The organism is Litoribacter populi, from assembly GCF_007483685.1.
GTDB classification, from domain to species: domain Bacteria; phylum Bacteroidota; class Bacteroidia; order Cytophagales; family Cyclobacteriaceae; genus Litoribacter; species Litoribacter populi.
On sequence record NZ_VMKN01000001.1, the window covers coordinates 2,272,573 to 2,297,307 of the forward strand.

The 24,735-nt window shown below is 41.2% G+C and carries 20 protein-coding genes; 7 read left to right on the top strand and 13 right to left on the bottom strand.

Features of this window, described 5'->3' with window-relative positions; all coding sequences use genetic code 11:
* The first annotated feature begins 192 nt into the window (after positions 1-192).
* Positions 193-948, top strand: coding sequence for a sulfite exporter TauE/SafE family protein (locus tag FPL27_RS09885; protein ID WP_143960943.1), 756 nt, complete (start codon positions 193-195; stop codon positions 946-948).
* Positions 949-1,274: 326 nt separating this feature from the next.
* Here the strand turns inward: FPL27_RS09885 and FPL27_RS09890 are convergent, their stop codons facing one another.
* The 3 genes from FPL27_RS09890 to FPL27_RS09900 form a co-directional block, all read right to left on the bottom strand.
* Positions 1,275-1,976 (bottom strand): TVP38/TMEM64 family protein, encoded by a 702-nt coding sequence (locus FPL27_RS09890; protein ID WP_143960944.1) that lies wholly within the window; start codon positions 1,974-1,976, stop codon positions 1,275-1,277.
* 108 nt (positions 1,977-2,084) lie between these two features.
* Entirely contained in the window at positions 2,085-2,837 is a 753-nt protein-coding gene (locus tag FPL27_RS09895; protein WP_143960945.1) for a LytR/AlgR family response regulator transcription factor, read from the bottom strand.
* Positions 2,834-3,904, bottom strand: coding sequence for a sensor histidine kinase (locus FPL27_RS09900; RefSeq protein WP_235893411.1), 1,071 nt, complete (start codon positions 3,902-3,904; stop codon positions 2,834-2,836). Before FPL27_RS09900 ends, FPL27_RS09895 begins: the two co-directional genes overlap by 4 nt.
* A gap of 128 nt (positions 3,905-4,032) precedes the next feature.
* On the opposite strand from FPL27_RS09900, the gene FPL27_RS09905 reads away from it, so the two are divergent.
* Both FPL27_RS09905 and FPL27_RS09910 read left to right on the top strand, forming a co-directional pair.
* The gene (locus FPL27_RS09905) at positions 4,033-4,413 is read left to right on the top strand and encodes a transposase (protein ID WP_143960946.1); all 381 of its coding nucleotides are present in this window, start codon (positions 4,033-4,035) and stop codon (positions 4,411-4,413) included.
* Between the two features lie 2 nt (positions 4,414-4,415).
* Positions 4,416-5,288, top strand: coding sequence for an IS3 family transposase (locus tag FPL27_RS09910; protein ID WP_235893471.1), 873 nt, complete (start codon positions 4,416-4,418; stop codon positions 5,286-5,288).
* 172 nt (positions 5,289-5,460) lie between these two features.
* On the opposite strand, the gene FPL27_RS09915 is transcribed toward FPL27_RS09910, so the two are convergent.
* From FPL27_RS09915 to FPL27_RS09935, 5 genes are all read right to left on the bottom strand, one after another.
* Positions 5,461-6,111 carry a hypothetical protein gene (locus FPL27_RS09915; protein ID WP_143960948.1) on the bottom strand — a complete coding sequence of 217 codons (651 nt, stop codon included), beginning with the start codon at positions 6,109-6,111 and terminating at the stop codon, positions 5,461-5,463.
* A gap of 69 nt (positions 6,112-6,180) precedes the next feature.
* Positions 6,181-8,337: a TonB-dependent receptor gene (locus tag FPL27_RS09920; protein ID WP_143960949.1), complete on the bottom strand. Its 2,157-nt coding sequence runs from the start codon at positions 8,335-8,337 to the stop codon at positions 6,181-6,183.
* Positions 8,338-8,608: 271 nt separating this feature from the next.
* Positions 8,609-9,994, bottom strand: a complete 1,386-nt coding sequence (locus FPL27_RS09925; RefSeq protein ID WP_143960950.1) for an aldehyde dehydrogenase family protein — start codon at positions 9,992-9,994, stop codon at positions 8,609-8,611.
* Positions 9,991-11,631, bottom strand: a complete 1,641-nt coding sequence (locus tag FPL27_RS09930) for an acetolactate synthase large subunit (RefSeq protein ID WP_143960951.1) — start codon at positions 11,629-11,631, stop codon at positions 9,991-9,993. The genes FPL27_RS09925 and FPL27_RS09930 overlap by 4 nt, the downstream gene beginning before the upstream one ends.
* Positions 11,632-11,934: 303 nt before the next feature.
* Positions 11,935-12,225 carry a hypothetical protein gene (locus tag FPL27_RS09935; RefSeq protein WP_143960952.1) on the bottom strand — a complete coding sequence of 97 codons (291 nt, stop codon included), beginning with the start codon at positions 12,223-12,225 and terminating at the stop codon, positions 11,935-11,937.
* Between the two features lie 277 nt (positions 12,226-12,502).
* Here FPL27_RS09935 and FPL27_RS09940 point away from each other — a divergent pair, with 277 nt between their 5' ends.
* A complete protein-coding gene (locus FPL27_RS09940; RefSeq protein WP_143960953.1) occupies positions 12,503-12,964 on the top strand; it encodes a hypothetical protein in 462 nt (153 codons plus the stop codon).
* A 456-nt stretch (positions 12,965-13,420) separates the two neighbouring features.
* Here FPL27_RS09940 and FPL27_RS09945 read toward each other — a convergent pair whose 3' ends face one another.
* A complete protein-coding gene (locus tag FPL27_RS09945; protein WP_143960954.1) occupies positions 13,421-14,323 on the bottom strand; it encodes an AEC family transporter in 903 nt (300 codons plus the stop codon).
* Positions 14,324-14,494: 171 nt separating this feature from the next.
* Here FPL27_RS09945 and FPL27_RS09950 point away from each other — a divergent pair, with 171 nt between their 5' ends.
* Genes FPL27_RS09950 through FPL27_RS09960 form a run of 3 tightly spaced genes read left to right on the top strand, consistent with a single transcriptional unit; the run spans position 14,495 to position 16,481 of the window.
* Positions 14,495-15,253 carry an LOG family protein gene (locus FPL27_RS09950; protein WP_143960955.1) on the top strand — a complete coding sequence of 253 codons (759 nt, stop codon included), beginning with the start codon at positions 14,495-14,497 and terminating at the stop codon, positions 15,251-15,253.
* 30 nt (positions 15,254-15,283) lie between these two features.
* Positions 15,284-16,195 carry a DnaJ C-terminal domain-containing protein gene (locus tag FPL27_RS09955; protein WP_143960956.1) on the top strand — a complete coding sequence of 304 codons (912 nt, stop codon included), beginning with the start codon at positions 15,284-15,286 and terminating at the stop codon, positions 16,193-16,195.
* Complete coding sequence (locus FPL27_RS09960; RefSeq protein ID WP_143960957.1) at positions 16,188-16,481, top strand: chaperone modulator CbpM; 294 nt, start codon at positions 16,188-16,190, stop codon at positions 16,479-16,481. The genes FPL27_RS09955 and FPL27_RS09960 overlap by 8 nt, the downstream gene beginning before the upstream one ends.
* Positions 16,482-16,525: 44 nt before the next feature.
* On the opposite strand, the gene FPL27_RS09965 is transcribed toward FPL27_RS09960, so the two are convergent.
* The 4 genes from FPL27_RS09965 to FPL27_RS09980 form a co-directional block, all read right to left on the bottom strand.
* Positions 16,526-17,122 (bottom strand): nucleoside deaminase, encoded by a 597-nt coding sequence (locus tag FPL27_RS09965; protein ID WP_317129435.1) that lies wholly within the window; start codon positions 17,120-17,122, stop codon positions 16,526-16,528.
* Between the two features lie 412 nt (positions 17,123-17,534).
* Positions 17,535-18,575: a PAS domain S-box protein gene (locus tag FPL27_RS09970; protein WP_235893412.1), complete on the bottom strand. Its 1,041-nt coding sequence runs from the start codon at positions 18,573-18,575 to the stop codon at positions 17,535-17,537.
* Entirely contained in the window at positions 18,536-18,970 is a 435-nt protein-coding gene (locus FPL27_RS09975; RefSeq protein ID WP_143960959.1) for a response regulator, read from the bottom strand. Before FPL27_RS09975 ends, FPL27_RS09970 begins: the two co-directional genes overlap by 40 nt.
* Before the next feature lie 18 nt (positions 18,971-18,988).
* Positions 18,989-24,712, bottom strand: a complete 5,724-nt coding sequence (locus FPL27_RS09980; RefSeq protein WP_143960960.1) for a PAS domain S-box protein — start codon at positions 24,710-24,712, stop codon at positions 18,989-18,991.
* Between the last annotated feature and the right edge of the window lie 23 nt (positions 24,713-24,735).

Below are 24,735 nucleotides of genomic sequence, written 5' to 3' on the forward strand. Positions count from 1 at the left end.
TAAACAATCTAGGCATCCTGTTCCACCTAGGCTTCAAGCAGATGAGTGGTACCATCAAAACTTTCCGATTCTATTCAAGAAAAGTCAGCCAGTCTCTCCCGCTCAATCACCTATACAAAGGACCGAAAATCATTTTGCTGAAAGATGGGTGGAAAATGGGGAAATATGTAAATTTCACTTAAATTTCCTGATATGCCCCTAGAGTATCTCCCATTGATATTTTTTTTTATTGCGTTATTCTACAGCTCGGTAGGTTTTGGAGGCGGATCCAGTTACCTGGCCATACTTAGTATTTTTTTTACAGACTTTTATGAGATACGTTCTACTGCACTATTGCTTAATATTTGTGTGGTAAGTATGAGCACTATTATATTTATAAGGCATCGGGTATTTAACTTTAGGTTATTCTGGCCGTTTTTACTTTCCAGCATTCCACTTGCTTTTTTAGGAGCTCAATTCAATCTATCGCAACAAATCTTTTTTTTGATTTTAGGTGGCGCTTTGGTCCTTTCGGGATTATTTCTGATGCTTAAATTTCTTCAGCATACCATAGAATCAAAAGACTTTCTTAATCATAAGAAATTCTTATTGGGAGGATTTGTAGGTTTACTTTCAGGGATTTCAGGCATAGGAGGGGGGATATTCTTATCTCCTGTTTTAAACATTGTTAATTGGGCAAACCCCAGAATTATCGCTTCACTGGCTTCAGTATTCATCTTGGTCAACTCTATAGCTGGGCTGGTTGGGTTACAGATGGCTGGGACTTTTCAAATAAACTACGACCTAATATATAAATTAATTATTGCAGTAATTCTTGGCGGAATCATTGGTTCGTATCTTTCCAGTAAAAAATTTAATCTAAAATTTCTGGGTATTCTTACTTCAATCCTTGTGTTTTATGTTGGTATTCGATTAATATTATTGCACGGATTTGGAATAAAAATATAGAGATACTTCGGGGGGATGGGTCATTTCCCTTACCGAGAAGTCCGATTTTTACCTTTTTTTTTCCATAGATTCCATATATTCCACGTTCGTTTGTAGGGGAGTTTAAAGGTTTGTTAATTAGGTGGTTGGATGGACATTGTGACGGGATGAAGACGCGTTGAACACGGGTTAAACACGGGATGGGGGCTATTCGACTTTAAAGGAGAATCAACTTTAACCCAATCAAATCTATGGCAAGAGTACGCGGCATCATCTCACTAGGAGGGCAGTAGGATGGATTTAGTGCGTTTGGAAACAGTTGGACATCACTCTGTTGTTTTCCTTCGTCAATGTTTGCCTTTAATTTTCTTTTTCTTGTCCCACCAGACATATCCAATGAAGCCTACAATACTGATTGTACCAATCCATATCAGGCCTGTACGCAACCTTTCAGCCTCTTCGAAATAAGCGATCAGTAGGGTTAGTGGTAGAATCCCAAGCATGGTGGCTCCTATAAATTTCCAGTACCCCATCTTCATTATTCCAGCGACAAGACTGATGGCGTCATTGGACAGAAAGGGGGAAAAGCGAACCACAACGACCGCCCAAAAACCGTAATCCAAAAGAAACCCCTTTATGTTGTTCTTGGATTTGGAGCCGAGAAATTTTTCAACCATAGGATTACCTAATGCGGACCCCAAGGCATAAGCAATTGAAGAAGCTATAAATATGCCGGCAAGAATAATTGCCGAACCAATAATGGGTCCATAGGCCAAAACAGATACGACCATTACTAGAGGTGTAGGTACCACTAGCACCACCATTTGTGCTGTCATTGCCATAATCAGTACAAGGGGGCCTGTCCAACCAAACTGGTCCACCCATTCGGAAATTCGATTCTCATCTCCACTGCTAAGCACTTCGTATGCTTCTGTGACAAAATCTTTTACAGCTGGAATGGTGAAATAAAGCAAAACTGAACCCAATACCAACACCAGAGACAGGTAAATAGGCCACTTGGATTTGCCAAGTTTTTTCTTTTCTGCCATTTTCAAAAATTAAGTTTGAACCTATTGGCTCAATTTGTATGCTAAAAGTTGTTGAAATCTTAATGGGCAATTGTCATTGAACACCGCAAGGATTTTGAAGCCTCATTTTTATTGATCCAACCAATCCTTAAACATCCCCACCTTTTCCCTACTTACCAAAATATCATTGTCCTCGCATTTTTGCAATTTGATTTTAAGCCTGCTGTTGGAGTAGGTGTAAATCCCGTCAATCACGTCCACAGCTGCTAAATACTTTCGGTTGAGACGAAAAAAGCGCTTGGGGTCAAGCATTTCCTCCAATTGGTCCAAGGTGTAGTCCAGCACATACTTTCTTCCGAGCCTTGTCTGAAGGAAAACCATCTTTTCCTGACTGAAAAAATAGGCAGCGTCATTCGTTTCAATGCTCTGGATGGTTTCTCCGTAGCGCACCATAAATCTAGACTTATAAGTTTTCTCGTTTTGCTGTAAAATGGATTTCAGTAAACCTGCATCCAGCGTAGGGACCATTTTTAAGCTTTTAAATTTGCTTAGGGCCTGATCCAGCTCTTTGGGGTCAATGGGTTTGAGCAGGTAATCTACAGAATTGAGCTTGAAAGCCTTAATGGCATATTGGTCAAAGGCTGTGGTGAAGATGATGGGGCTCTCAATTTTGACCTTTTCGAAAATCTCAAAACTCTGTCCATCGGCCAATTGTATGTCGCAGAATATCAGGTCAGGAGCTGGGTGGTAATTTAACCACTCCATAGCTGTTTCAATGCTGTCCATATGCCCGAAAATCTCTGCATCGGGAAGCATCTCCTTTAATAGCTGTTTGAGCCTATTGGCAGCGGGTCTTTCATCTTCAATGATTAGTACTCTCATGATGACAAAGTTAATAGGGGAAGTTTTACTGTATAGGTACTGTTCTCTTGGGCGATTTCTGGTTCTTGGTTGCTGAGTAGCTCATAGCGGCTTTTGATGTTGTCCAAACCAATACCGGAACTCTCTTCTGGTTTTGAACTTTTAGGCTGAAAATTATTGCTCACCCACAGTTGATTGCCTTTTTGTTCTATTTCAATAATAAGTGGCTTGGCCATACTGGCAACGTTATGTTTGATTGCATTTTCCAAGAGCAACTGAAGAGAGAGGGGTGGTAGATATAAATCTTTGGCTCCGTTGACCATTATATTATACCGCAGACTTTCCTCAAACCTCAATTTCTGCAGAGTAAGATAATGTGAAGCAAATTCAAGCTCCCGCTCCAGCGGGATCAATTCTTCCTGCTGCACATCCAGTACATAGCGGTAAATGTTAGAAAGCTGCCGGATGAAGTGAGCCGACTTGTCAGCATTCTCATATACCAGATGGGAAAGTGCATTCAGGGAATTGAAAAGAAAATGTGGGTTCAATTGGTCCTTTAAGGATTGGTACCTGCTGGCAATCCTTTCCGTCTTGAGCTGTTCAGCCTCGATGGCTGCCTTTCTCCATTCCACCAACCAGGAGCGGGTGATGAAGATCGTGATAATGACAAAGGCAATGGCAATAGGTTGCTTGGTATTTTCGATCATTTTATCCCACGGCATGTTGTGGAAGCCAATGCCGTCGACAGTGATAACCACAAAGAGGGTAAATAATATAAAGCTGATGATAAAGGTGTAAAGGAAGTATGTGCCAGCAGTGAAAAGGAGTCTTCGAATGGGGTACTCCACCCAAGAGATCCTTTCCTCAAAATAGGTATCCACTCTTTCCCCACCGAAACTCAGGGAGCAGGACAGCAGGAAGGAAAGTATTAGGAAATCCAATACTTCCAGAAAACCTGAAAATGACATCAGACATGTAGGGCAGTAAAATAGCGACAAGACTACGACAATGCCCAGGTTAAGAAGCAGGAATTTCCAAAGGGAATTGAAGATGCCGGTTGTGCTTTTTTTCTTAATAGTCTTTTCCAAGGAGGACAGGTGTTTTGGTTAAAGATAAATAAAATTGTCGGATGTTGGATGACCGATGTCGGATGGTGGTTGTTGGTGTCATGTCCTGATATAGCTTGACTGTTATTGACAGATAAACATGACAGATTATGGCAAAAAGTGAAAGAAAAGTGGTCCGGTACGGCATTGGATTCAAAAAAATGGTAGTTTCGGAATTAGAGGAGGGAGCCTCGGTTGGCTTCCTCCAAAAGAAGTACGGAATAGGCGGGGCTGCCACCATCCAAGGTTGGGCCAAGCGTTTCGGTAAATACCAATTGTTGAACAAAATTGTACGGATAGAGAATATGTCTGACCAGAACAGGTTAAAAAAACTTGAGGAAGAACTGAAAGCCACAAAAATTGCCCTGGCTGACTCCCTGATTGCTAAACAGTGTCTTGAGGCGCTAATAGAAGAGGCCAACAAGGAGTATAAAACTGATCTAAAAAAAAACTTTGGGTCAGATGCGTCAGCAAAAAAAGGGGAGAACTGAGTATAAGGACACTTTGCAGGTATTTCGGTTACTCGACTTCAGCATATTACAGCCGCGTGAAGCAGTTGGCCAGACAAGAAGTGGACAGAACCCTTATTCTTGAAATGGCCCGCAGGGTAAGGAAAAACCACCCCAGGATGGGCAGTAAAAAGGTCTACAGGCTTCTGGAAGCTAATATCAGGGATATTGACCCTGGGATGGGAAGGGACAAGTTTCTAGCCTTGCTCAGACAGGAAGGGCTTTTGGTAATCCGCAAAAAGAAATATGCGGTAACCACCCAGACCTTCTACAGGTACCACCAGTACAAAGACCATTTCAACGGTAAGACCTGGAATATGCCTGGGCAAGCCTGGGTTTGCGACATTACCTACATCAGGGTGCGGGATACGTTTAAATACCTGTTTTTGATGACAGATGCATTCAGCCGCAAAATTGTCGGCTGGCACCTGGCTGGGACATTGGAGTCTAAGTGGGCTGTAGAGGCGGCAAAAATGGCCATAAAACAGTGTTCCAGTACGGCTGGGCTGGTGCACCACTCGGACAGGGGGTTCCAGTATTGCAGCAAAAACTATATAAACCTGTTGAAAAAGAATGGTATTATCACTAGCATGGGCCAGGCGGGATACTGTTACGATAATGCAATGGCTGAGAGGGTCAACGGTATTCTAAAAGAAGAATATGGGTTGGATTTGACTTATCAGAGCGGTGCAGAAGCTTTTACGGCTGTCAAGCAGGCGGTAAAGTTTTACAATGAGGGAAGGCCACATTGGTCACTTAAGTTGGAAATTCCAGCAAGGGTTCATGACCGGCCGGAACTTCACCCCTCCCATAAACGCAAAGATAGTTTTAGCCGAGAACCTGTCAAGGCTAAATGAACTCCGCTCCGCTCCGGCCTTGACAGAACCCCGGCTAAAACTGGTGTTGCATTTAGGAGAGAGTTGAAAGAAAAAAAGTGTCAAGTAAATTTAGGACGTGACATGGATGACCGATGTCGGGTGAGACGGAAGACGGAATAGCGTGGTCTTCCGTCTCCGGTCTTCCGGCTTATTAACAGCTTTTCTCTAGTCCTTCAGCTAATTCCCGGCCCCAGGTTGGGTTGAGTGTGTTTGACAGGGTGGTTTCTGATTCTTTGTCGAAGAGTTCTAAACTGGTTTTTGCCAGTCGGCAAGCTTTTTCGGGGCCTTGACCGAAAAACTGGGCCATTCCGTTTTCCATTTGAGCCATCAAGGCCATTGCTCGAGGATTGGTTTTGTCAAGCCCCATAGCTTTGCCAAAGGTCTGTAGAACGATAGGCGACAAACTTTGGCCACGGCTACCTGGATCGGCACTCAATTTGGCCATGATAACATAACCTTCCATTGCGACAATCTCGGAATTGGAAGGTGAAATATCAGCAGCTTTTTTGACATGTTCCATAGCCTTATCCAAAAGTGCATCTTTTTCCTTCATGCTTCCCTCTGCTCTCATTGCCATCTGGGTATAGGCCAAGGCAGTATAGTAGGGGGGATGCCAGGCATCGGTATTCATGTTGCCGATTCTTTCGAATGCATTTGCAGCGGCTTGGTATTCAGTTTTGCTGTTTGCTGATTTCAGGTTTTCTAGCTGAGTGAGCATAGCTTTTTCATAGGCAGGATCATTTGCAAAGGCCAAGGAAACCCAAGAAATGAATAAGGCGAGTGTTAGGATTGATGTTTTCATGATTTTGATCTTTTATAGGGTTTTGGATAAATGATAATGATGTCCGATGTCGGATGACCGATGTCCGTCTCATAGGTTATTTAATTGATTAGCTGTTTTGTCTTTTGAAAGGGTAAGGAATATCCCAAGGAATAGAAATCTCGGAGCGCCCTGACGGATGGGCAGTGATTCAAATTGCCCCGCTTCGTTTGGTTCTTGGGTGAATTGGTGTCCGAAAATGTTATTTCTTCCCAGTACATTGGAACAGGCCAGGTGGATGATAAGGTTAGGCTTAGGAAGATAGCTCCAGCTGATACTCAGGTCTTGAAAGCTTTTAGTTTTACTGTTCATCTCCCCAGGATGGTTTAGATCCGTGAAAGTATAGCCATCGTTGAAGGAAGATGAGGTACCAAGTTGGGATTGTAATTTTGGAATGAAATGCTTGACCACCACTGAACCGTTATGCACGGGGGCAAAACCTGGTTGAACTTTAGTGCTGAAGTGGGCGAATTGTCTTCTGCTGTTTACATAGCTATAGGTGATCCAGAAATCGGTGTTTTTGATTGTTTTCCGGTCCCTGTAAAACACATCCATGCCCCCTGCATATCCGGCACCATCTTGCCGCAGGTTTAACGCTGCCTGAGGCAAGCCCTCAAAGGTCACCAGTTGCTTATAGTCTTTGTGAAATGCTTCTGCCCGGAAAGTCCTGCCGGATTTGGAAATGAAATAGTTAAGGATGAGGTGGCTGGCCTTTGTGTTTCCCAGCTCCGGATTGATAACCCTTTGCTGCTCTAAGGGCAACTGGCTGAATGTACCTGCTGCAAAGGAAAATTGGCCCTCATTTTCAAGTTTATAGGCCAGGGATACCCGTGGGTCCAACCAACCTTCCCCGGCCAAACTACTATAGCCTGACCTCAGTCCCCCTCTGAAAACCATTTTGCTGCTAAAGTAGTAATCCGTTTCGGTAAAAATATTGACCTGTTGGTCCAGATAGGAGCGGCTCAACCCTTCTTCTACCAAGTGCTCTACATAGTTGTGAGTAAAGGTTTCCAGACCGTTTTTAATGGAAAACCTGTCTGAAAAGCCTTTGACTCCAACGATTTTCCCATGGATTAAACGGTTTCTTTGCTTTACATCAATAGTGTTCAGGTTAATTTTATCTGAATTGTCCGAATAAGAAATGCCACCATAATAATTCCAATCCTTTTTCCCACTCTGCCGAAAGGAGGTTTGAGCAAAGGTGTAGCGGTTGTGGATGGTAATCATTTGACCACGACCTTCCTGTCCTGGTTGAGGTTGCCAAAGCTGCATTCCTCCCGCTTCGGTGTGTAAATAGGCCTTTACCATCCCGTTTTTGCCCCACTTCCTTCTGGCTGAAACTTCCGCATCCCAACTGTAGGGGCTCCTTTCCCAGTCAAAGTTTTGTTTGATCAGTGCCTGATAAGGGGAGAGGTCCATAAAATTTGCAGACGCAGTGAGGCTGCTCTTTTCTCCTGCAAGAGTTTGGGTATAACCCATTCCCACTGACATCAGACTGATGTCCCCTTGGTTTCGTAAAGGAAGGTCAATGGTTTGCAAGGCTAAAGCAGATGACAAAGCCTGCCCGTATTCGGCTGAATACCCTCCAGTGGAAAAAAAGGAACCTTTGAAGAGATTGGGGTTAAATCGTGTTCGGGTAGGAACATTGTTTGCAGTGGTGCCAAACGCATTCCCTACTTTCATGCCGTCGATGAAAATGGCCGTTTCCGAAGCATCCCCGCCACGAACAAATAGTCGACCATCATTGCCAACGGTACTTGTGCCTGGTAGGGTCTGAAATGCCCCGATGATATCTCCCATGGCGCTAGGTGTGGTTACAATATCCAGTGGCCTAAGAACCACAGCCTTCTTTTCATCGGAAGCTTCCATGGCACCTGCGGAAATGGTCACTGCCGTAAGTTCGTTTATGGATTCTTTAAGAATAATTGAAAATGAGGGAGCGCTTTCATTAAGGTTTATACTCAATTCTTGCGACTTGAATCCCATGGCCTGGAAGGCGAGAATCTGCAGTCCGGTTTCCTGAGTTTCGAAAGCAAACTTCCCATCTACGTCAGTGGTGGTCCCATCATAAGTCCCCTTAAGAAAAACACTCACCCCTGGCACCGTCTCCCCATATGAGGTCTTTACCATACCGGTAAGCTGTGTCTGGCCATTTGTGAAAAACGGTAGAAGTAAAAATAGAATGCTATTAAAAATCAGTGTTTTCATGCCCTGTTTGTTTAATTCAAATTTGGAGAGAAACCGAGCAAGGAAAAATTAAAGCTGACTGAAGCGTAGGAATTGGAGGATGAAGTTTTGAATATGAAGTACGAAAATACGAGGTACGAAGTACGAAGTGAAAGGCGCGGAAGGATGAGTAAAAAAAAGTTGACCTAGTAGGTCTTTAGAACCTGCTAGGTCTTTTATATTTCTGTTTAAATAATAATGATTGATGAGTAGCGAATGATGCTTGCCCGCTGTGGCGGGAATGATGAAGTGGTTAACGTTTGATAACCATCATTTTTAGCCTTGTCATTTCGTGCATGGAGTAGGGGATGCCGCCAAGACCCTCGCCTGAGGCGTCCCGGCCTCCGAATGGCATCCAGTCAACGCGGAAGGCTGTGTGGTCGTTGACCATGACGGCGGTGGCGTTGAGCTTTTCTACGCACTCTAAGGCGGTGTCGATATTTTTGGTGAAGACGGCAGCCTGAAAGTGGTATTCCATTTCATTGGCCAGTCGGATGGCTTCCTCTCGATCAGAATAGGAATAAATGCAGACAACTGGGCCGAAAACCTCTTCTTGGCTTAGCTGTATGTCCTGGGGTGGATTGTATACTACGGTAGGAGCATAACATGTTTCGGAAAGCTTCTTTCCTCCACAAAGGATATTTCCGCCGCTTTTTTCGGCCTCCCGAACCCATTCCTCAATTCTCTCCACCTCATCGGTAGAGATCAAAGGTCCAACCTCGGTTTCTTCGTCTAAGGGGTCACCTACTTTGAGTTGGTCAGCAAGTTCCGCCAATCTATTTGCCATATCCTCGGCGATTTCCTCATGAACAAACACTCTCTGAACTGAAACGCAAACCTGCCCAGCATGGTAAAAACCACCTTTTGACAACATAGGAAGCATTTCATCCATATCTGCATCTTTCTCCACAATTACTGGTGCCACACCACCATGTTCTAAGGCTACCCTTGTACCTGGGGCTACTTTGGTCTTTAGGTACCAGCCCACTTTGGCTGAACCAATAAAGGAAAGGTAGTTTACCCTTTCGTCAGTAACCATATATTCGGCCACCTCGTTGTCACAGATGACGCATTGAACCCATCCCTTGGGCAATCCTGCTTCTTGGAGGATGTCCATAAAAGCGAGGCAAGATAGGGGAGTGTTGGCTGCCGGCTTGATGATTACGGGGCATCCGGCTGCAAAAGCGGTAATGGTCTGATGCACAATGAGGTTCAGCGGATGGTTGAAAGCGGAAATGGACAGGACCACACCAATAGGTTCCCTCATGGTGAAAGCTAGGCGGTTTGTGGATGCTTCTGTCAAGCCCATGGGGATTTGCTCCCCTTTTAGATGGGAGATTTCCTCATTGGCGATTTTGACTCCATTGATGGCTCGGATGACTTCAACTTTAGAATCCTTATAAGGTTTGCCGCCTTCCTGGGCTGCTGTTTTGGTCAGTTCTTCGACGCGGTCTTGCATCAGAGCAGCTACCTTCTCTAGTATTGCCTTCCTTTCGAAAGCGGGAATCCATTTAGATTTATCCAAAAATAGATTATGGGCGATTTGCAAGGTTTTTTCGACTTCATCTTTACCCACCATGGAGATTTCCGTGATTAATGATTGGTCGTATGGAGCGTAAACCTTTAATTTTTTGCTCATAGTTCTTTTGATTTTTCTTTAAGTTTCACATTTAGTATAGGGTGATTTAGAGAGTAGTCCACCGGTAGATCAATGATTTTTACACCGTCTATTTCCAGACACTTGTACAAAATCTCCTGAAACTCCTGGTCATTGCTTGGTCTGAACCCTTTGGCCCCATAACTTTCGGCATATTTGATAAAGTCTGGGTTTTTGTAATCCAATCCAAAATCGGCAAAACCCATGTCTTCCTGTTTCCATTTGATCATACCATATGCTTCATCATTCAGTATGATTGCGGTTAGATTTAGGTTCAAGCGTACTGCCGTTTCCAATTCCTGAGAGTTCATCATGAAGCCACCGTCTCCGCATAGGGTCACAACTTTTCTGTCCGGATAAACTATGTTGACCGCCATAGCTGAAGGAAGCCCAGCGCCCATAGATGCCAGGGCATTGTCTAATATCAATGTATTGGGTTTATGGCAGGTGTAATTTCGGGCGAACCACAGTTTGTAAATACCATTATCGAGGGTAATGATGTCTTCCGAAGCTAATTTTTCTCTCAGAATATGGATCAATCGCTGGGGAAGCATTGGGAAGCGCTCATCCTTAACATATTTGCTGAGATGTTGGTCCACTTCTTCTTTGACTTTTTTATAAAATGAAAAATCCCAAGAATCCTGTTTTTGCACTTCGTCTGACAGTTTGCGAACCGCACTTGTAATGTCACCGACCACATTGTGTTGGGGGAAGTAAACCGGGTCAACCTCTGCTGGATCGAAGTTCACATGAATGACTTTTTTGCCACCTTTTTCCATAAAGAAAGGTGGCTTTTCGATAACATCATGTCCCACGTTGATGATAAGATCTGCTTCCTCTATTCCGGCATGAAGAAAGTCATTGCTGGACAAGGCTGCGGTGCCGAGATATTGCTCATGCCTTTCGTCGATCACACCTTTTCCCATTTGAGTGGTAAAGAAATATATGCCGGTATGATCTACGAATTCCCTTAAGGCTTCACAAGTGATTTTCCTGTTTGCTCCTGCTCCGATAAGGAGAAGGGGTTTCTTGGAGGCCTGTATCATTTCTACAGCTTTTGCAATGGCCTTATCATCTGGTTTGGGGATGATATGGCCGACCACTTCGAAAATATTCTCTTCGCACTCCTCCTGGGCTATGTCTTCCGGAAATTCAAGGTGGACCGCTCCGGGTTTTTCTTCGATTGCCAGGCGGAAAGCTTCCCGAATATTGGAGCTGATGACATTGGAATCCACGATCTGTTTGGTGAATTTGGTCACCGGTCCCATCATTTCAACCACATCTATAATTTGAAAGCGTGCCTGTTTACTTTTCTTGATTGGTTTTTGACCGGTGATCATGACCATGGGCATACCTCCAAGCTGGGCATAGGCTGCTGGGGTCATCAAGTTTGTAGCTCCTGGGCCAAGTGTGGCCAGACAGACGCCAGGTTTACCCGTCAACCGCCCATATGTGGCGGCCATAAATCCCGCTCCCTGCTCGTGTCGGGTTAGGATAAGTTTGATGCTGGAGTCTTTGAGGGATTCGAGGAAATCCAGATTTTCCTCACCTGGAACGCTAAAAATATATTCAACCCCTTCGTTTTCAAGGGCTTTTACAAATAGGTCTGAGGCTTTCATTTAGTGGTTTTTTTAAATTGAGGTTGACGTATGAACTATGTCAGATAACGGATGACAGATGACCGATGTCTGCTGCTATCCGCTTGCACTGGATGGCAGATATATGTATAAGTGATTTGGAAGGTGAAATGATTTGGGAAATGTAAGAAACCTGTTTGGTTTAAATCAATTTTTACGAAAATACTAGGTGTTTTGATGGGAATAAACCTGCCAGGTTTAAATCAAATATCACGAAAAATTGGATGGTTTCAGTTTTAATCAAATATTCACGAAAACCTGGCAGGTTTAATTTTTCAACAAGTTTTATGATCCAGCAATTGGCGAATTGAAAATACCAACTGCCAGTTCCGCCCAAACTAGAAAAAAGGCCAGCAAAATGATGGCGCAAACGGCCAATCGATGGGTAGCTTTCTGTAATTTCCGGAGGGCCCACTCAACTCCTAAGCCTGTAGAGAAAAGTAAGATTCCGGCGATAATGAAGTCGGACGCTGTCCAGAACACCTCATCTGTAAACTGCATGGCTACTAAAGGTAGCATTAGAATTAGAACTGCGGAAGAAAGTATTACCACAAGTCTAGTGTTATTGTTTTTCATGGCTTTGGGTGTATAAAACCATACAAAAGTTAATTATTTTTTTTCTTATTTGGAATAGATGAGAATTCAGGATTTTAATTCTTGCCTATCCTAACAGTCAGAAGGACAAGGAGAAAAGACTTAAATATTAGCAGGTGAAATAGTTTGTGCAGAAACCCATAGCCAGGCAGGGTTTTTAGTAATTGATTGGTAATTTCAAAGTTTAATGTTTTATCACCAACTTTTTCATGGTTTTTGCATGATAAAGGTTTTGAATAAAATTAATTAAATTTTTACCATGAAGACAATTATTCAGTTGACACCGAGAATTTATAAGTTGATCATGCTGCTTTTTGGCATCGGCAGTTTTGCTGCAGGCCTTTGGTTGCTTTCCAGGGAGCGGGTTTCCGACCTTAAGCTCTTGGTGGGGTCAGGTATGATGGTGACCGGGATATTGGTTGCCTTGATTCTTTTGTTGCTGTCCCGTCCGAATAATTTCCTTACCCCTAAGATTCGATTCGGCAGCCAAGGTATAATTATCAAGAGAAACATGTTCTTTGGCAAAAACTATATTCCATGGGAAGAGGTACGGAGCCTGCAACTCAATGAATTTGAGCTGTGTATCAAAGCTTCGGAGGATAAAAATGATTATCAGGTTCAAATTCCAAGAGATCTGTATGTATGGGATGATCTACACCGCATTCTTAGCCTTACAGCCGATGGTAGGAAGATTCCGTTGAATGTGGAGAAAACGGGGTGAAGGGAAGTACGAAGTACGAAGTGGGAGGTACGAAGTGACCCCGAGTTTAGGAGTAAACAACACATTAACCACAGAGCCACTGAGGGCATAGAGAAAATACAAAATAAAAAAAATATAAATCGCACAGGGCACTAAGGAACGCAAAGGTAAAAAGGAAGATTTTTTGATAAAAGTTATTGCCACGAATGCGCTAATTGGGAAGGGATGAAATAAGGAAATAGGGAGATATATTGAAATATTAATCGTGCATTAGTGGCTATTTTTTTGAATAACTGGTTCAGATTGCTTCACCCGGCAGTTTGAAAAATATTATTGCGCCGGGTTCGCAATGACGCACAATTGGCCTAGGAAAGCAGATCGTCATGCGGTGTACTTAGTACTTTGTACCTGGTACTTAGTACCAAAATAATAATGAATGATGAATGGTGAATTAATGAATAATGAAGTGAACTTACGTTACACTAAAACGTACCAAAACGCCAGCGTCACCATCCCCACCAATAATCCAAAACTGACCATTAGTGAAGCTAACCGTGGATTAAGGTTGTAGGAAATAGCTACGATGGAGCCGGTAATCATGGGAGGCATGGCGGCTTCCATAACGGTGACTTTGTAGACTATCCCTTCAAAGTTTAATAAGCTTCCGACCGCAAGCCAAATAATAAATGGGGCTAATAAAAGGGAATAAGCTAAACCGAGCCATAGCTTTTTTTCCTTTAGGTCGTTTACTGCGAGTTTCACTTGCATGCCTACCGAAATTAAGGCTACGGGACTCAAGGTCCAGGCGAGAAGATCCAACATATCTGCAAAATTTCCTCTTGCTTCCAAATTGAAAATGCCCATTACCAAGGCTAAAAAGAAGAAAAGAAATGGAGGAAAGAGTAATATTTTTCTACTGATATCCCGCTTTCTCAACTTTTTGTCACCATATAAAGCGGCAACTACTACAGCAAGGCTACTTACAATCAAGAAGGATCCTGGTTGATCTACTAAAAAGGCTATTTTTAACCCTTCAGAACCGTATAATGCTTCGATGATGGGGAATCCAAGAAAGGAAGTATTTGATAGGCCTGCAGTGAGAATTAGGCAACCTGTTGTGGATTTTTTCCAGCTAAATCTTTTTCCCAAATAACCAAAAAGCATCCAACTTACCAAAAACGAAAGCCATGCTGAAAGTGCTGGCAAGGCGAGTTCAGGACTCCATTCGATAGCAGGCAGATAACGCAACGCAACCGCAGGCAGGACCAGATAGATAAGGTACCAGTTTAGGTAACTTGGGGTCTGGGCCGGCAATATTCTTGATCGGCTGAGGGCTAAACCTAGTCCTAAAAAGAAAAATACCAAAAGAATATTGGTCACGGTTTACTGTTTTATACTTTTTGGATGGTATCGAAAGATTAAGTAGGCAAAGTTAAATTTTTAATTGAATTTTAGAGACTTTCTTGATGATTCCTATTTGATGTACCCTTTATTAAAACAATGGATACTGGCAGTGGTTTAATTACATTAATAGGACAAACCAGATTTTTTATGATGAAGAAAAGTAAGGAAGAATTTACTCCATTGGCTCGTCCGGATGAAAAGGAGTTTTTTGCTGGTCCACAGAGTAGAATCAAGGATTTTAAGTTTGCCCTTAAAGTAATGAGGGAATTCGTAAAAGGATTTCGGACCCTTCACTTTGTGGGTCCGTGTATAACAGTTTTCGGGTCTGCAAGATTCGAGGAAAAAGATGAATATTATCAGCTCGGAATGAATGTAGGACAGCGACTGAGCAAGATGGGCTTTACCGTCATGACAGGTGGCGGCCCTGGAATCATGGAGGCTGCCAATCGTGGTGCCAAGGAATTTGGAGGCAGATCAGTGGGCTGCAATATCGTACTCCCATTTGAGCAACATCCTAATCCGTATTTGGACAGATATATGAACTTCAATTACTTTTTTGTTAGAAAAGTCCTGCTATCTAAATACAGTTATGGATTTGTGGTGTTACCTGGTGGGTTTGGTACTTTGGATGAATTTTTTGAAGCTTTGACTTTGATCCAGACCAGGGTGATGCGGTCATTTCCAGTTGTGTTGATGTGCAGTGATTTTCACACGAAGATTTATGAGCATATTAAGTTTATGGCAGAATATGGCACTATTAAAAAGGAGGACTTGAAGTTGTTTTTGCTGACCGACAGCGTGGATGATATGGAAGACCATATTTATCACTATGCAGTAAAGGGGTTTAATTTGAAGCCAAGATCAAAGGTAACACCTACTTCTTGGCTGGGTGAAAAAGGAGTATGACTACTAAATGAAAATTGATGAAAATAAGCTATGGATTTCATTGATTATTATAAGATTTTAGAGCTCGACAAAAAGGCAAGTGAGAGTGATATAAAGAAGGCCTACAGGAGGTTGGCACGCAAGTACCATCCAGATCTCAATCCTAGAGACAAGTCTGCAGAGGACAAGTTTAAGCAAGTAAATGAGGCCAATGAGGTGTTAAGTGATCCGGAGAAAAGGAAAAAATATGATCGATATGGTAAGGATTGGAGACATGCTGATGCTTTTGAAAAAGAACAGTCCCAGCGTAAAACCTATGCTTCTGGCGGAGAACAACGTGCTTATTCTGGACATTATACTGAAGAGGATTTTTCAGAGTTTTTCAATTCTATGTTCGGAGGACAGGGGAGTCGTTTTTCTAAGGCAGGTGGAAGTGCTGGTGTAAAATATAAAGGTGCAGACTACAAGGCCGAACTTCACTTAAATTTGACCGATATATTGGAGACAAAGAAACATACCTTGACCGTAAATGAAAAGCAAATCCGAATTACAGTACCAGCAGGAATTTCAGACGAGCAAACCATTAAGATTAGAGGTTATGGAGGGGAAGGTATTAATGGGGGGCCGAATGGTGACCTTTATATAACCTTCAAAATTAGCAATGATACGGATTTTGTTAGAGATGGAGATCATTTATATGGCAAGTTTGATGTTGATCTGTTTACAGCTGTCCTTGGGGGAGAAGTAATCATTCCTACACTTAAAAGCAAGGTAAAGGTCAAAATTAAGCCTGGTACTCAATCAGGATCAACTATTCGATTGAAAGAAAAAGGATTTCCTAAGTACAAGATGGAAAACCAATTTGGAGACTTATATGTGGAATTACAGGTCAAAATTCCTGAAAATTTGACTGAGTCACAAAAGGAGTTGTTTTATAAGTTAAAAGAAATCAGTCATGGATAGAAATAGAAACGAATTGATAACCCTCCGAAGTTTTTGTCACTTTCATGAAATAGAAGTTTCTTTTGTAATTCAAGTGCAGGAAGAGGGGCTTTTGGAGTTGTTACAAATAGAAGAGGAGACCTTCATTCGGGAGGAAGAATTGAGCAAATTGGAAAGGATGGTCAGGTTATACAAGCAACTTCGTATCAACGCTGAAGGAATTGGGGCTATAATGCAATTATTGGAGAAAATTGAAGCACTCGAAGTGGAGAATGAGATGTTGAAGAAAAAGCTAAGCGATAAGTGAAAAGGGAAAGATTTTCATCTACTTACCTCTTACTTCTAACTATTTCAATCAACCCCAATATCCTCATTCCACAGCTCGGGTTTTTCCTCGATGAATTGGCGCATCATCTGGATCGTAGCTGGATCTTGGATTACCTCTACTTCTACTCCGTTATTTCTGAGGTGATCTTCGGCACCCAGAAAGTTTTGGTTTTCACCCACAATCACTTTGGGAATGCCATAAAGTAAAATTGCACCCGTGCACATAGGGCAGGGGGATAGGGTGGTGTAGATGACTGAATTTTGGTAAACTGAAGCAGGCTGCCTTCCGGCATTTTCCAAGGCATCCATTTCTCCGTGCAATACACAGCTGCCTTCTTGTACGCGTTTGTTGTGACCCTGACCTAAGATTTGGCCATTGAAAACCAAAACACTTCCGATTGGTATACCGCCTTCTTTCAACCCTTTCTTTGCCTCCTTTAAGGCCTCTTTGTAGAATTCATCCATAACCAAATATAGAGAAACTACATCGTAAGTAAAAAATTGGAAAAGGAAATTGAAAGTAAGAATGATGAATGAAGAATTGAGAGACTTTGAACCTAGTATATAGTATTTAAACTTTTTACCGCTTAACCAACCTATTTTTAGGCTTAGAAGACGCATTTTTTACGTATCCAATAGCTATCATCGAAACAAATATGGGATGGATTGCCATGAAGGATTTTTGGGTAGAAGGTATGTCATAAAAAGCTAAAAGAAAAAGCTGCATACACAAGGTAACTCCTATTCCAAAAAGTCCAATGATAATTAAGGGATTAATCTTACTCATTAATTAACAACTTTAAGTGATTTTATTAAGATATAATGTAAATTTAGCAAATAATTACAAATTTTTAAATTAAACGTTATAATTTATTTTTATTGTCAATATGGTAGCTTAAGGTATGAGGAACTTTAAATTGTGTGTTAATGTAAGTTTGGACCCTATAAATAAATAGAATCTGTAGTTGGGTATAAAAATAAAAGGCCAATAGAAATTTTCCATTGGCCTTTTAAATATGATGAGTGTAAGACTTTACACTTCTTTTGTCCTGGTATTAATGTCCCGTACAATTTGATCAAGCTCATTAGCAGAATCCATAATATGGGAGAGTAGATTTTTATGGTCTGTATCAGTAGCCTTTTCTAAGTCAATCAGGTTAACTAGTCCCATCAACCTGGCAATAGGAGCACGCACCACATGGGATTGTATCCAAGCAATTTCTTTAATCTGTTGGTTTTGTTTTTCTATAGTTTTGATATATTTTAATCTTTCAGTGATATCTGAACAGAGGACGAGCACAGCTTTTCTGTCCTTAAACTGAATAAGGTTGGTTTTCACTTCCACATTAATTATCTCTCCATTTTTCTTCCTATGCTTTGCCATTCCATAGAAAGGTTTCTGAGTTAGGATAGAAGATTGTATATGGTTTTCCAATTTGGCTACTTCATCTGCTGGTCTAATTTCTTTAATAGACATAGAAATGAATTCTTCTTTGCTATAACCATAATGATTAAGTGCAGCCTCGTTGACATCCAGAAACTGAAATGTCTCCAAATCAAAAACCCACATGGGCTGTGGACTCAAATGAAAAAGGTTACTATACCGTCTTTTGGATTCCTCTAAATCTTGACGAATTCTTTTCCTTTCAATATTGTAAACCAAACTCTTATATAGAATGGAAGGAGAGAGTTCATCTTTGATTAAATAGTCAGCAATACCCATGGACAGGGATCGCACACTGAATTCAAAATCTGAATAGCCTGAAAGGATAATTACAGGACAGCCAGGGTCAAGGGCTACTAGGTCGTTTATCAATCTCTCCCCGCTAACATCCGGCAGGGAAAGGTCAAGTAAGACTACATCATAAGGGCATTCTACAGTAGCGCAAAGACAAGTTTCTGCCTCCTTAAAACTTTTGGCTTGTAGGATGTCAGGGGTAGCAATGTATTCCTGTAGATAATCCTGTATCAACGCAAAATCCCCGGGATTGTCTTCTATGACTAATATCCTGTATTTCTTTTGGTCTTTGTACACTATTGCTTGTAGGTTGGTAGTTGAACAATGTTGATCCAAAAATCTTCTATTTTGCTCACCGCCTCGATAAACTCCTCAACTTCCACAGGCTTTGTGATATAGCAATTAGCGTAATTACTATAAGCACTGTTGATATCGCTTTGGGAGGAAGATGTGGTAAGCATGATGACTGGTATGCTTTTTAAATGTTCGGTTTGCTTTACATACTTCAATACCTCATGTCCATTCTTTTTGGGAAGGTTGACATCTAATAATATGAGATCTGGCCGAGAAGCGCGAATATGATCATTTCTTTTTTCCAAATAGTCTATCGCAGATTCACCATCTCTGATGACCTCTATTGTATTAAAAATTTTCCCTTCTTCGAAGGCTTCAAGCGTTAAAAGGATATCACCCTCATTATCTTCAATTAAAAGAATTTTAATAGCATTCATAAGACCCAAGATAAAGAATTATTTGGGAATGGTGAAATAGAAAGTGCTTCCTTTTCCCTCTTCTGATTCAACCCAAATCTTTCCGTTAAGATTTTCAATAATTTTCTTGGTGACTGCCAGCCCCATACCTGTTCCGCTATACTCTTCACGTTGGTGAAGCCTTTGGAAAATAATAAAGATTTTATCTCTGTATTCAGAGTTGAAACCAATGCCATTGTCCTGAATGGCAAACTCGTAAGAATCTTCATCTTCGCTGACCCTTATTTGTATCAAAGGTTTGTTTTTAGGGCTATGGTATTTCAGTCCATTGTTAATTAGGTTATGAAATACCTGTCTGATTGGCGCTTTAGGGGCTATAATGGTGGGCAGAGACTGGGTTTGGATTTCTGCATGGGTTTCAGCAATTTGTTGACGATGAAGAGTTTGTATTTCATCAATTATAACATTAAGGTTCACATCCTCAACTTTATCTTCCATTCTGCCAACACGACTATATTCTAATAAGTCGAGAATAATTTGTCTCATCCTTTTGGCACCATCAACAGCAAAATAAATGTATTTTTTCCCTTTTTCATCCAGCAGGTCATTGTACTTCCTCTCGAGTTGATTGAGGAAACTTGTTACCATTCGAAGCGGCTCCTGAAGGTCATGTGAGGCCACGTAGGCAAACTGTTCCAGTTCGGAATTAGAAAGGGCAAGTTCTCGGGAATGGTTCTCGAGTTCTCGATTGAGTTCCTTTAACCTTTGTTCGTTTTTGATTCTCTCGCTGATATCTGCATGGATACCATAGATAGCCATTAATTCTCCATTGTCATTATAGATAGGACCTGCACTCAAAGAGTAATGGAGCGACTCTCCAACTTTGCTAAGCAATTCAGCCTCCTCTTTTAGAAATTCTCCATTTAAAAGCCGTTCAAAAACCTTTTCTCCTTTCTTCGAGTCTGCATATAGTTTTACTTCCCCATATTCTTCAAGTTCCTTTGAAGACATTTTTAGGTCCTTTTCAAAAGTAGGGTTGAGATAGATACTTTTAGGGTTCAAATTAATAATACCAATGGCTTCCTGGCTGTTTTCGATTACCTTTTTAAATTTTAACAGCTCCCTTTCGGCATACTTCTCCTTAGTGATATTTTTGAAATATACAGTGAGACCTCCTTCGGCAGGAAATACACTAACTCCAAACCAGGCATTTAGGGGTGGGAAAAACTCCTCAAACCTTTTGGGTATACCTGTATTTTTTACCTGTTCATAAGAATCAAAGAATGCCAGTTTTGATGCCTCTGGGAAGTGATCCCAAAGCTTTGTCCCTATAATTTCATCTTTGGTTCGATAGAGAAGCTTTTCAGCCTCTTTATTCCAAAAGGTAACTATATAATTGTCATCCAAGGCATAAAAGCCATCCTGAATACTTTCGAGAGTGTCAGTGACTCTTTTATTGGAAGCTTCTAATTCTAGTTCATAATTTTTTCTTTCCGTAATATCCCTTGCAATTGCAAATATATGCTCTTCACCAGCCAGTGGCGTGGCTGTCCAAGACAACCAAATTACTGTTTTATCTTTTTTAATGTACCGATTTTCAAAGCTGTAGACAGTTTTGCCTTGTTCTAGATTGGTTAATGCAGTTTTAGTCTTATCAAGGTCTTCTGGATGTATAATATCCAGAAAATTCAATTCCTTAATTTCTTCAAAATTATACCCAAGGAGGTTAGTCAATGATTTATTAGCTCGCTTAAAGTAACCTTTCAAGGTGGCAATACACAGGAGATCGGGTGAAAGATCAAAGAAAAGGTTGAGATCTAATTCTGCCTTTTTTCTCTTAAAATCAAGGGCAAGTAGTTGAAGAGTACTTAGGGAAATACGCGGATGATTACTAATTGGGTCGTTGTTCTCATGCCTAAATAAACAAATCACTCCAATAATTTCCTTTTCGAATTTAATGGGGTATCCAATTGCACAAGTAAACTTGTTGTTAACTATGAATTCCTGACGGATAAATTTCTCTTCAGATTCAAGTTTTTCCAAAAGAACTATCTCACCGGATTGGTAAACCATTCCTGGAAGTCCTTCATCGTGCTTAAAGGTCATATTATAATGGGTAGGGGAGGTTTCCAAATCACCTTTATAAGTAATGAGCTTCAATTTGGTGTTTTCCAAATTGGTAACCCAAATCTCCCCATAGTCCAGTTCTGTAAATGCTAAAAGCTCCCCTAATGAATCATGAAAGATTCTTTCTACTGATTCCTCTTGGGCAAAGATATTGGTAAGGGCAAGTTTTATTTTGTCTTCTTTCTCCTTGGTCTTTTCAGCTGTGATGTTTTGAATGGCCCCCACCAATCGCGTAGCCTTCCATTGTTTGTCCCTAACTGCCACCGCACGGTCCTTTACGTAAATAACTTCATTAAAAGCATTGTAAAAGCGGTACTCTGCTTCCCAGTTATTGTCCTTTGAATGATGGATAAAATTATATATTGACTCATTAAGCCAATGAACGTCTTTCTCATGGATCCTCTTTTGCCAAAAATCATGGCCAAGAGTGATTTCTTTACCAGAAAATCCGAACATGCTTTTAAACCCTTCCGATCTATAAATTTTATTTTCGATCACATCCCAGTCCCAAACAGCGTCCGAGGTGGCCATTGTCACCAATTCATACCGCTGATTACTGGCCATCAACTCCATTTCAGCCTTTTTCCGTTCCGTAATATCTATCCCTACACATTGGATTTCTGTGATGTTACCGCTATAATCAGAAAGGGCCATGAATTCCCAAATGCTGGTAATAGGCTCGCCACTTTTGGTTTTCTTATCAATTTCTAACTTAAATGGCTCATTTGTTGCCTGTAGGCATTTTTCTATAGTCCGATGCAATCTTTCCATGTGATAAGGCATAATGGAATCACTGGCACTTTTTCCGATTAGGACTCCATCCGGATGTAACCATGAAAAGGTCTCTTCATATTTCTCATTACAGAAAGTGTATTTTCCTTCCAAGTCTGTTCGAATGACGTAACTGGTATGCGATTCAATGATAGCTCTGTAGCGAGACTCACTTTCTATAATCAGTTCTCTTGTCAGTCGATCGGCTGTAATATCCTGGATTGTCCCTGATAAAACCCAGTTTCCATGAGGATCTTGTTTAAAGGTTCCGTTTTCCCTTACCCATTTGAATGTATCATCAGAAAGTTTAATCTTATGCTCATATTGATAGGACCCTTTCTCCTTAATACAATTATTTACAATAGTTTTGAACTTCTCCTTGTCGGTATCTAAAATCAGGGTCCAGAAATACTCATCAGTTATCACAGTCCCCTTAGGAACTCCAAAAATATCGTAAACCTCATCAGACCATTCGATAATTTTTTCCTCCATATCCTCATGCCAATAACCGATTTTGGCTAATTTTTGGGCTGCTAAGAGTTTTCCTTCCCTATCCTGGAGTTGTGTTAAAGCCTCCTCCCGCTCGGTTACATCTATGGCAATGATCATTTTCGCTGGGATATTATGATAGGAAAGCGCATATCCAAAGATTTCCATCTTGGCTAATTCCCCATTTTTCTTTCTATGGGTAAAGATCCCGAATTTATGCGTAACATTTTGGTGAAGCATTTCTTGATGTGAGGCAACCATCTTTTCAATTTCCTCCTCAGGACGGATATCCTTTAAGGTCATTTTAAGAAATTCTTTTGCAGAATATCCATAGAATTCCACCGTAGCATGGTTGACGTCCAAAAACTTCAAAGTATCCAAGTCATAAATCCACTGCGGCAAGGGGCTGGAATTGAACAGTGTCCAGTATTTTTCTGCAGTTAGCTGTAAATTTGCCTCAGCCTCGATTCTTTCGGTTATATCTCTGGAATTAGCTACCACCCCTTTAATTGTAGTATCATCCAATCGGTTGGTCAATTCAGTTTCCAGCCACCTCCATTGGCCTTGTTTGTTTTTGAATCTGAATGGAGGCAGACTGATCCGCTTTTCGGTTTCTAGTTTAGTGAAATATTCACCTACGTACTCCACATCCTCGGGATGGATAAAGTCAAAAGCATTTTTACCAATGAAATCTTCAGGATACATTCCCAATACTGTAAAGGATGTAGGGCTAACGTAGGTGTAATTGGCTTGGTAATCTAGAATGGCAATAAGGTCATAGCCGTCCTGTACGAGTTTACGGAACCTATCTTCATTGCGTCTTAAAATGACCTCAGCTTCCATTTTTTCTCTTCCGTCACGGGCCACACAAAACATTGTGTTTTCTTCCTTGTCGTAGTGGGCTGACCATATCACAGGCAGAATTGTCCCGTCTTTTCTTATGTATCTGTTTTGAAAAGCAGTCACATCGGTGCCCTCCATTATGGCTTTGGCAGCAGCGATAGTAAGATCCCTATCATCTGGGTGTACCATCTCCATATAAAGCTTGCCGGTAAGTTCCTCTGGAGTATATCCCCACATTTTTAGGCACGCTAAACTGACCTCTTGAAATTTACCCTCTCCATCAATGGTGCAAATCACATCCAAGGACCTGCTGTAAACTTTCTCTAACCGTTCCTTGGACCGCACAATTTCAGTTTTAGCTTTTTCAGTAACTGTTACGTCTCTGGCGATGCCATATACCCCTACAATTTCATCATTTTTATAAATGGGAAGATTAGTAATGTTCAGGATTCTTTTGGTGCCTTTAAAGGAAGTGAAGTCCATGTTGTAATTCAGCTTTTCGCCATTTCTGGCCCGGCTAAAAAAGCTAAAAACCCGATCTTTTTCCTTCTCTGGAAGAAAAGTCATGAAATCAGTTGACAAAATTTCTTCCAGGGTTCCCTCGGCCAAATCTACTGATACCGAATTGGCATTTATAAAATTCCCATCTTTGTCAAATGAGAAAACTGCATCGGGGTGATGGAAAAAAAGAGATTCATATTTTTCTTCACTTTGCTTTAAGGCAATTTCATCGTTTTTTCTGTCGGTAATGTCTAAAATGTGGGAGACAAAATGATAGGGTTCCCCATTCCCTTTTCTCACCAAAGTGACACTTAGCCAAGTCCAGATCGTTTCCCCCGTTTTTTTTATATATCTTTTTTCAAGCTTATAGGATTCTTTCTCACCCTCGATAAGCTTTTTGACCTCTTCCAAATCTTTTTCCAAATCATCAGGATGGGTGAGATCCTGAAAAGTCATTTCAAAAAATTCTTTTCGGGAATATCCTGTCATTTCGCAGAGCTTGGGATTTACTTCAATCCATCGGCCCTCCAGGTCCAACATGGCTATGCCCGCAGAGCTATAGTTAAAAAGGGATTCAAATTTCAGTTGCGTTTCTTTTAATTGTGCTTTAGCGGAGTTTTTTCTAATTTGAAGATTAACATAAGCGGTAACTTCTTTGACTTGGTGAAGTAGACAAGAAACCTCCCCTTTATCATCTAAAATTGGCGTGTTGATAGGTTCCCAATAATGATCTTCAATTTTGCCCGTACGTTTGTTGCGCAAATCATATTTGACAATGGGCATTTCGTGGGACTTTTTCTCCCGGATGATTCTATTTAAACTATTGGCCAAATTTATCGGTCCATTGCTGTCCCCCAATTCGGGGAACGCTTCAAATATTCCTTTGCCGATTAAATCGCATTCCTCTCTATTTGTATCATGTAAGTAGGATTTATTGACATATAGTATGGTAAATGTGGGACTATTTGCATTTAATAGAAGGTAGGAGGTAGGGACATTCTCGAAAATAGTCTTGAAAAGATTTTGATCCATGTGGCAAGGCGACTGAGATGGTG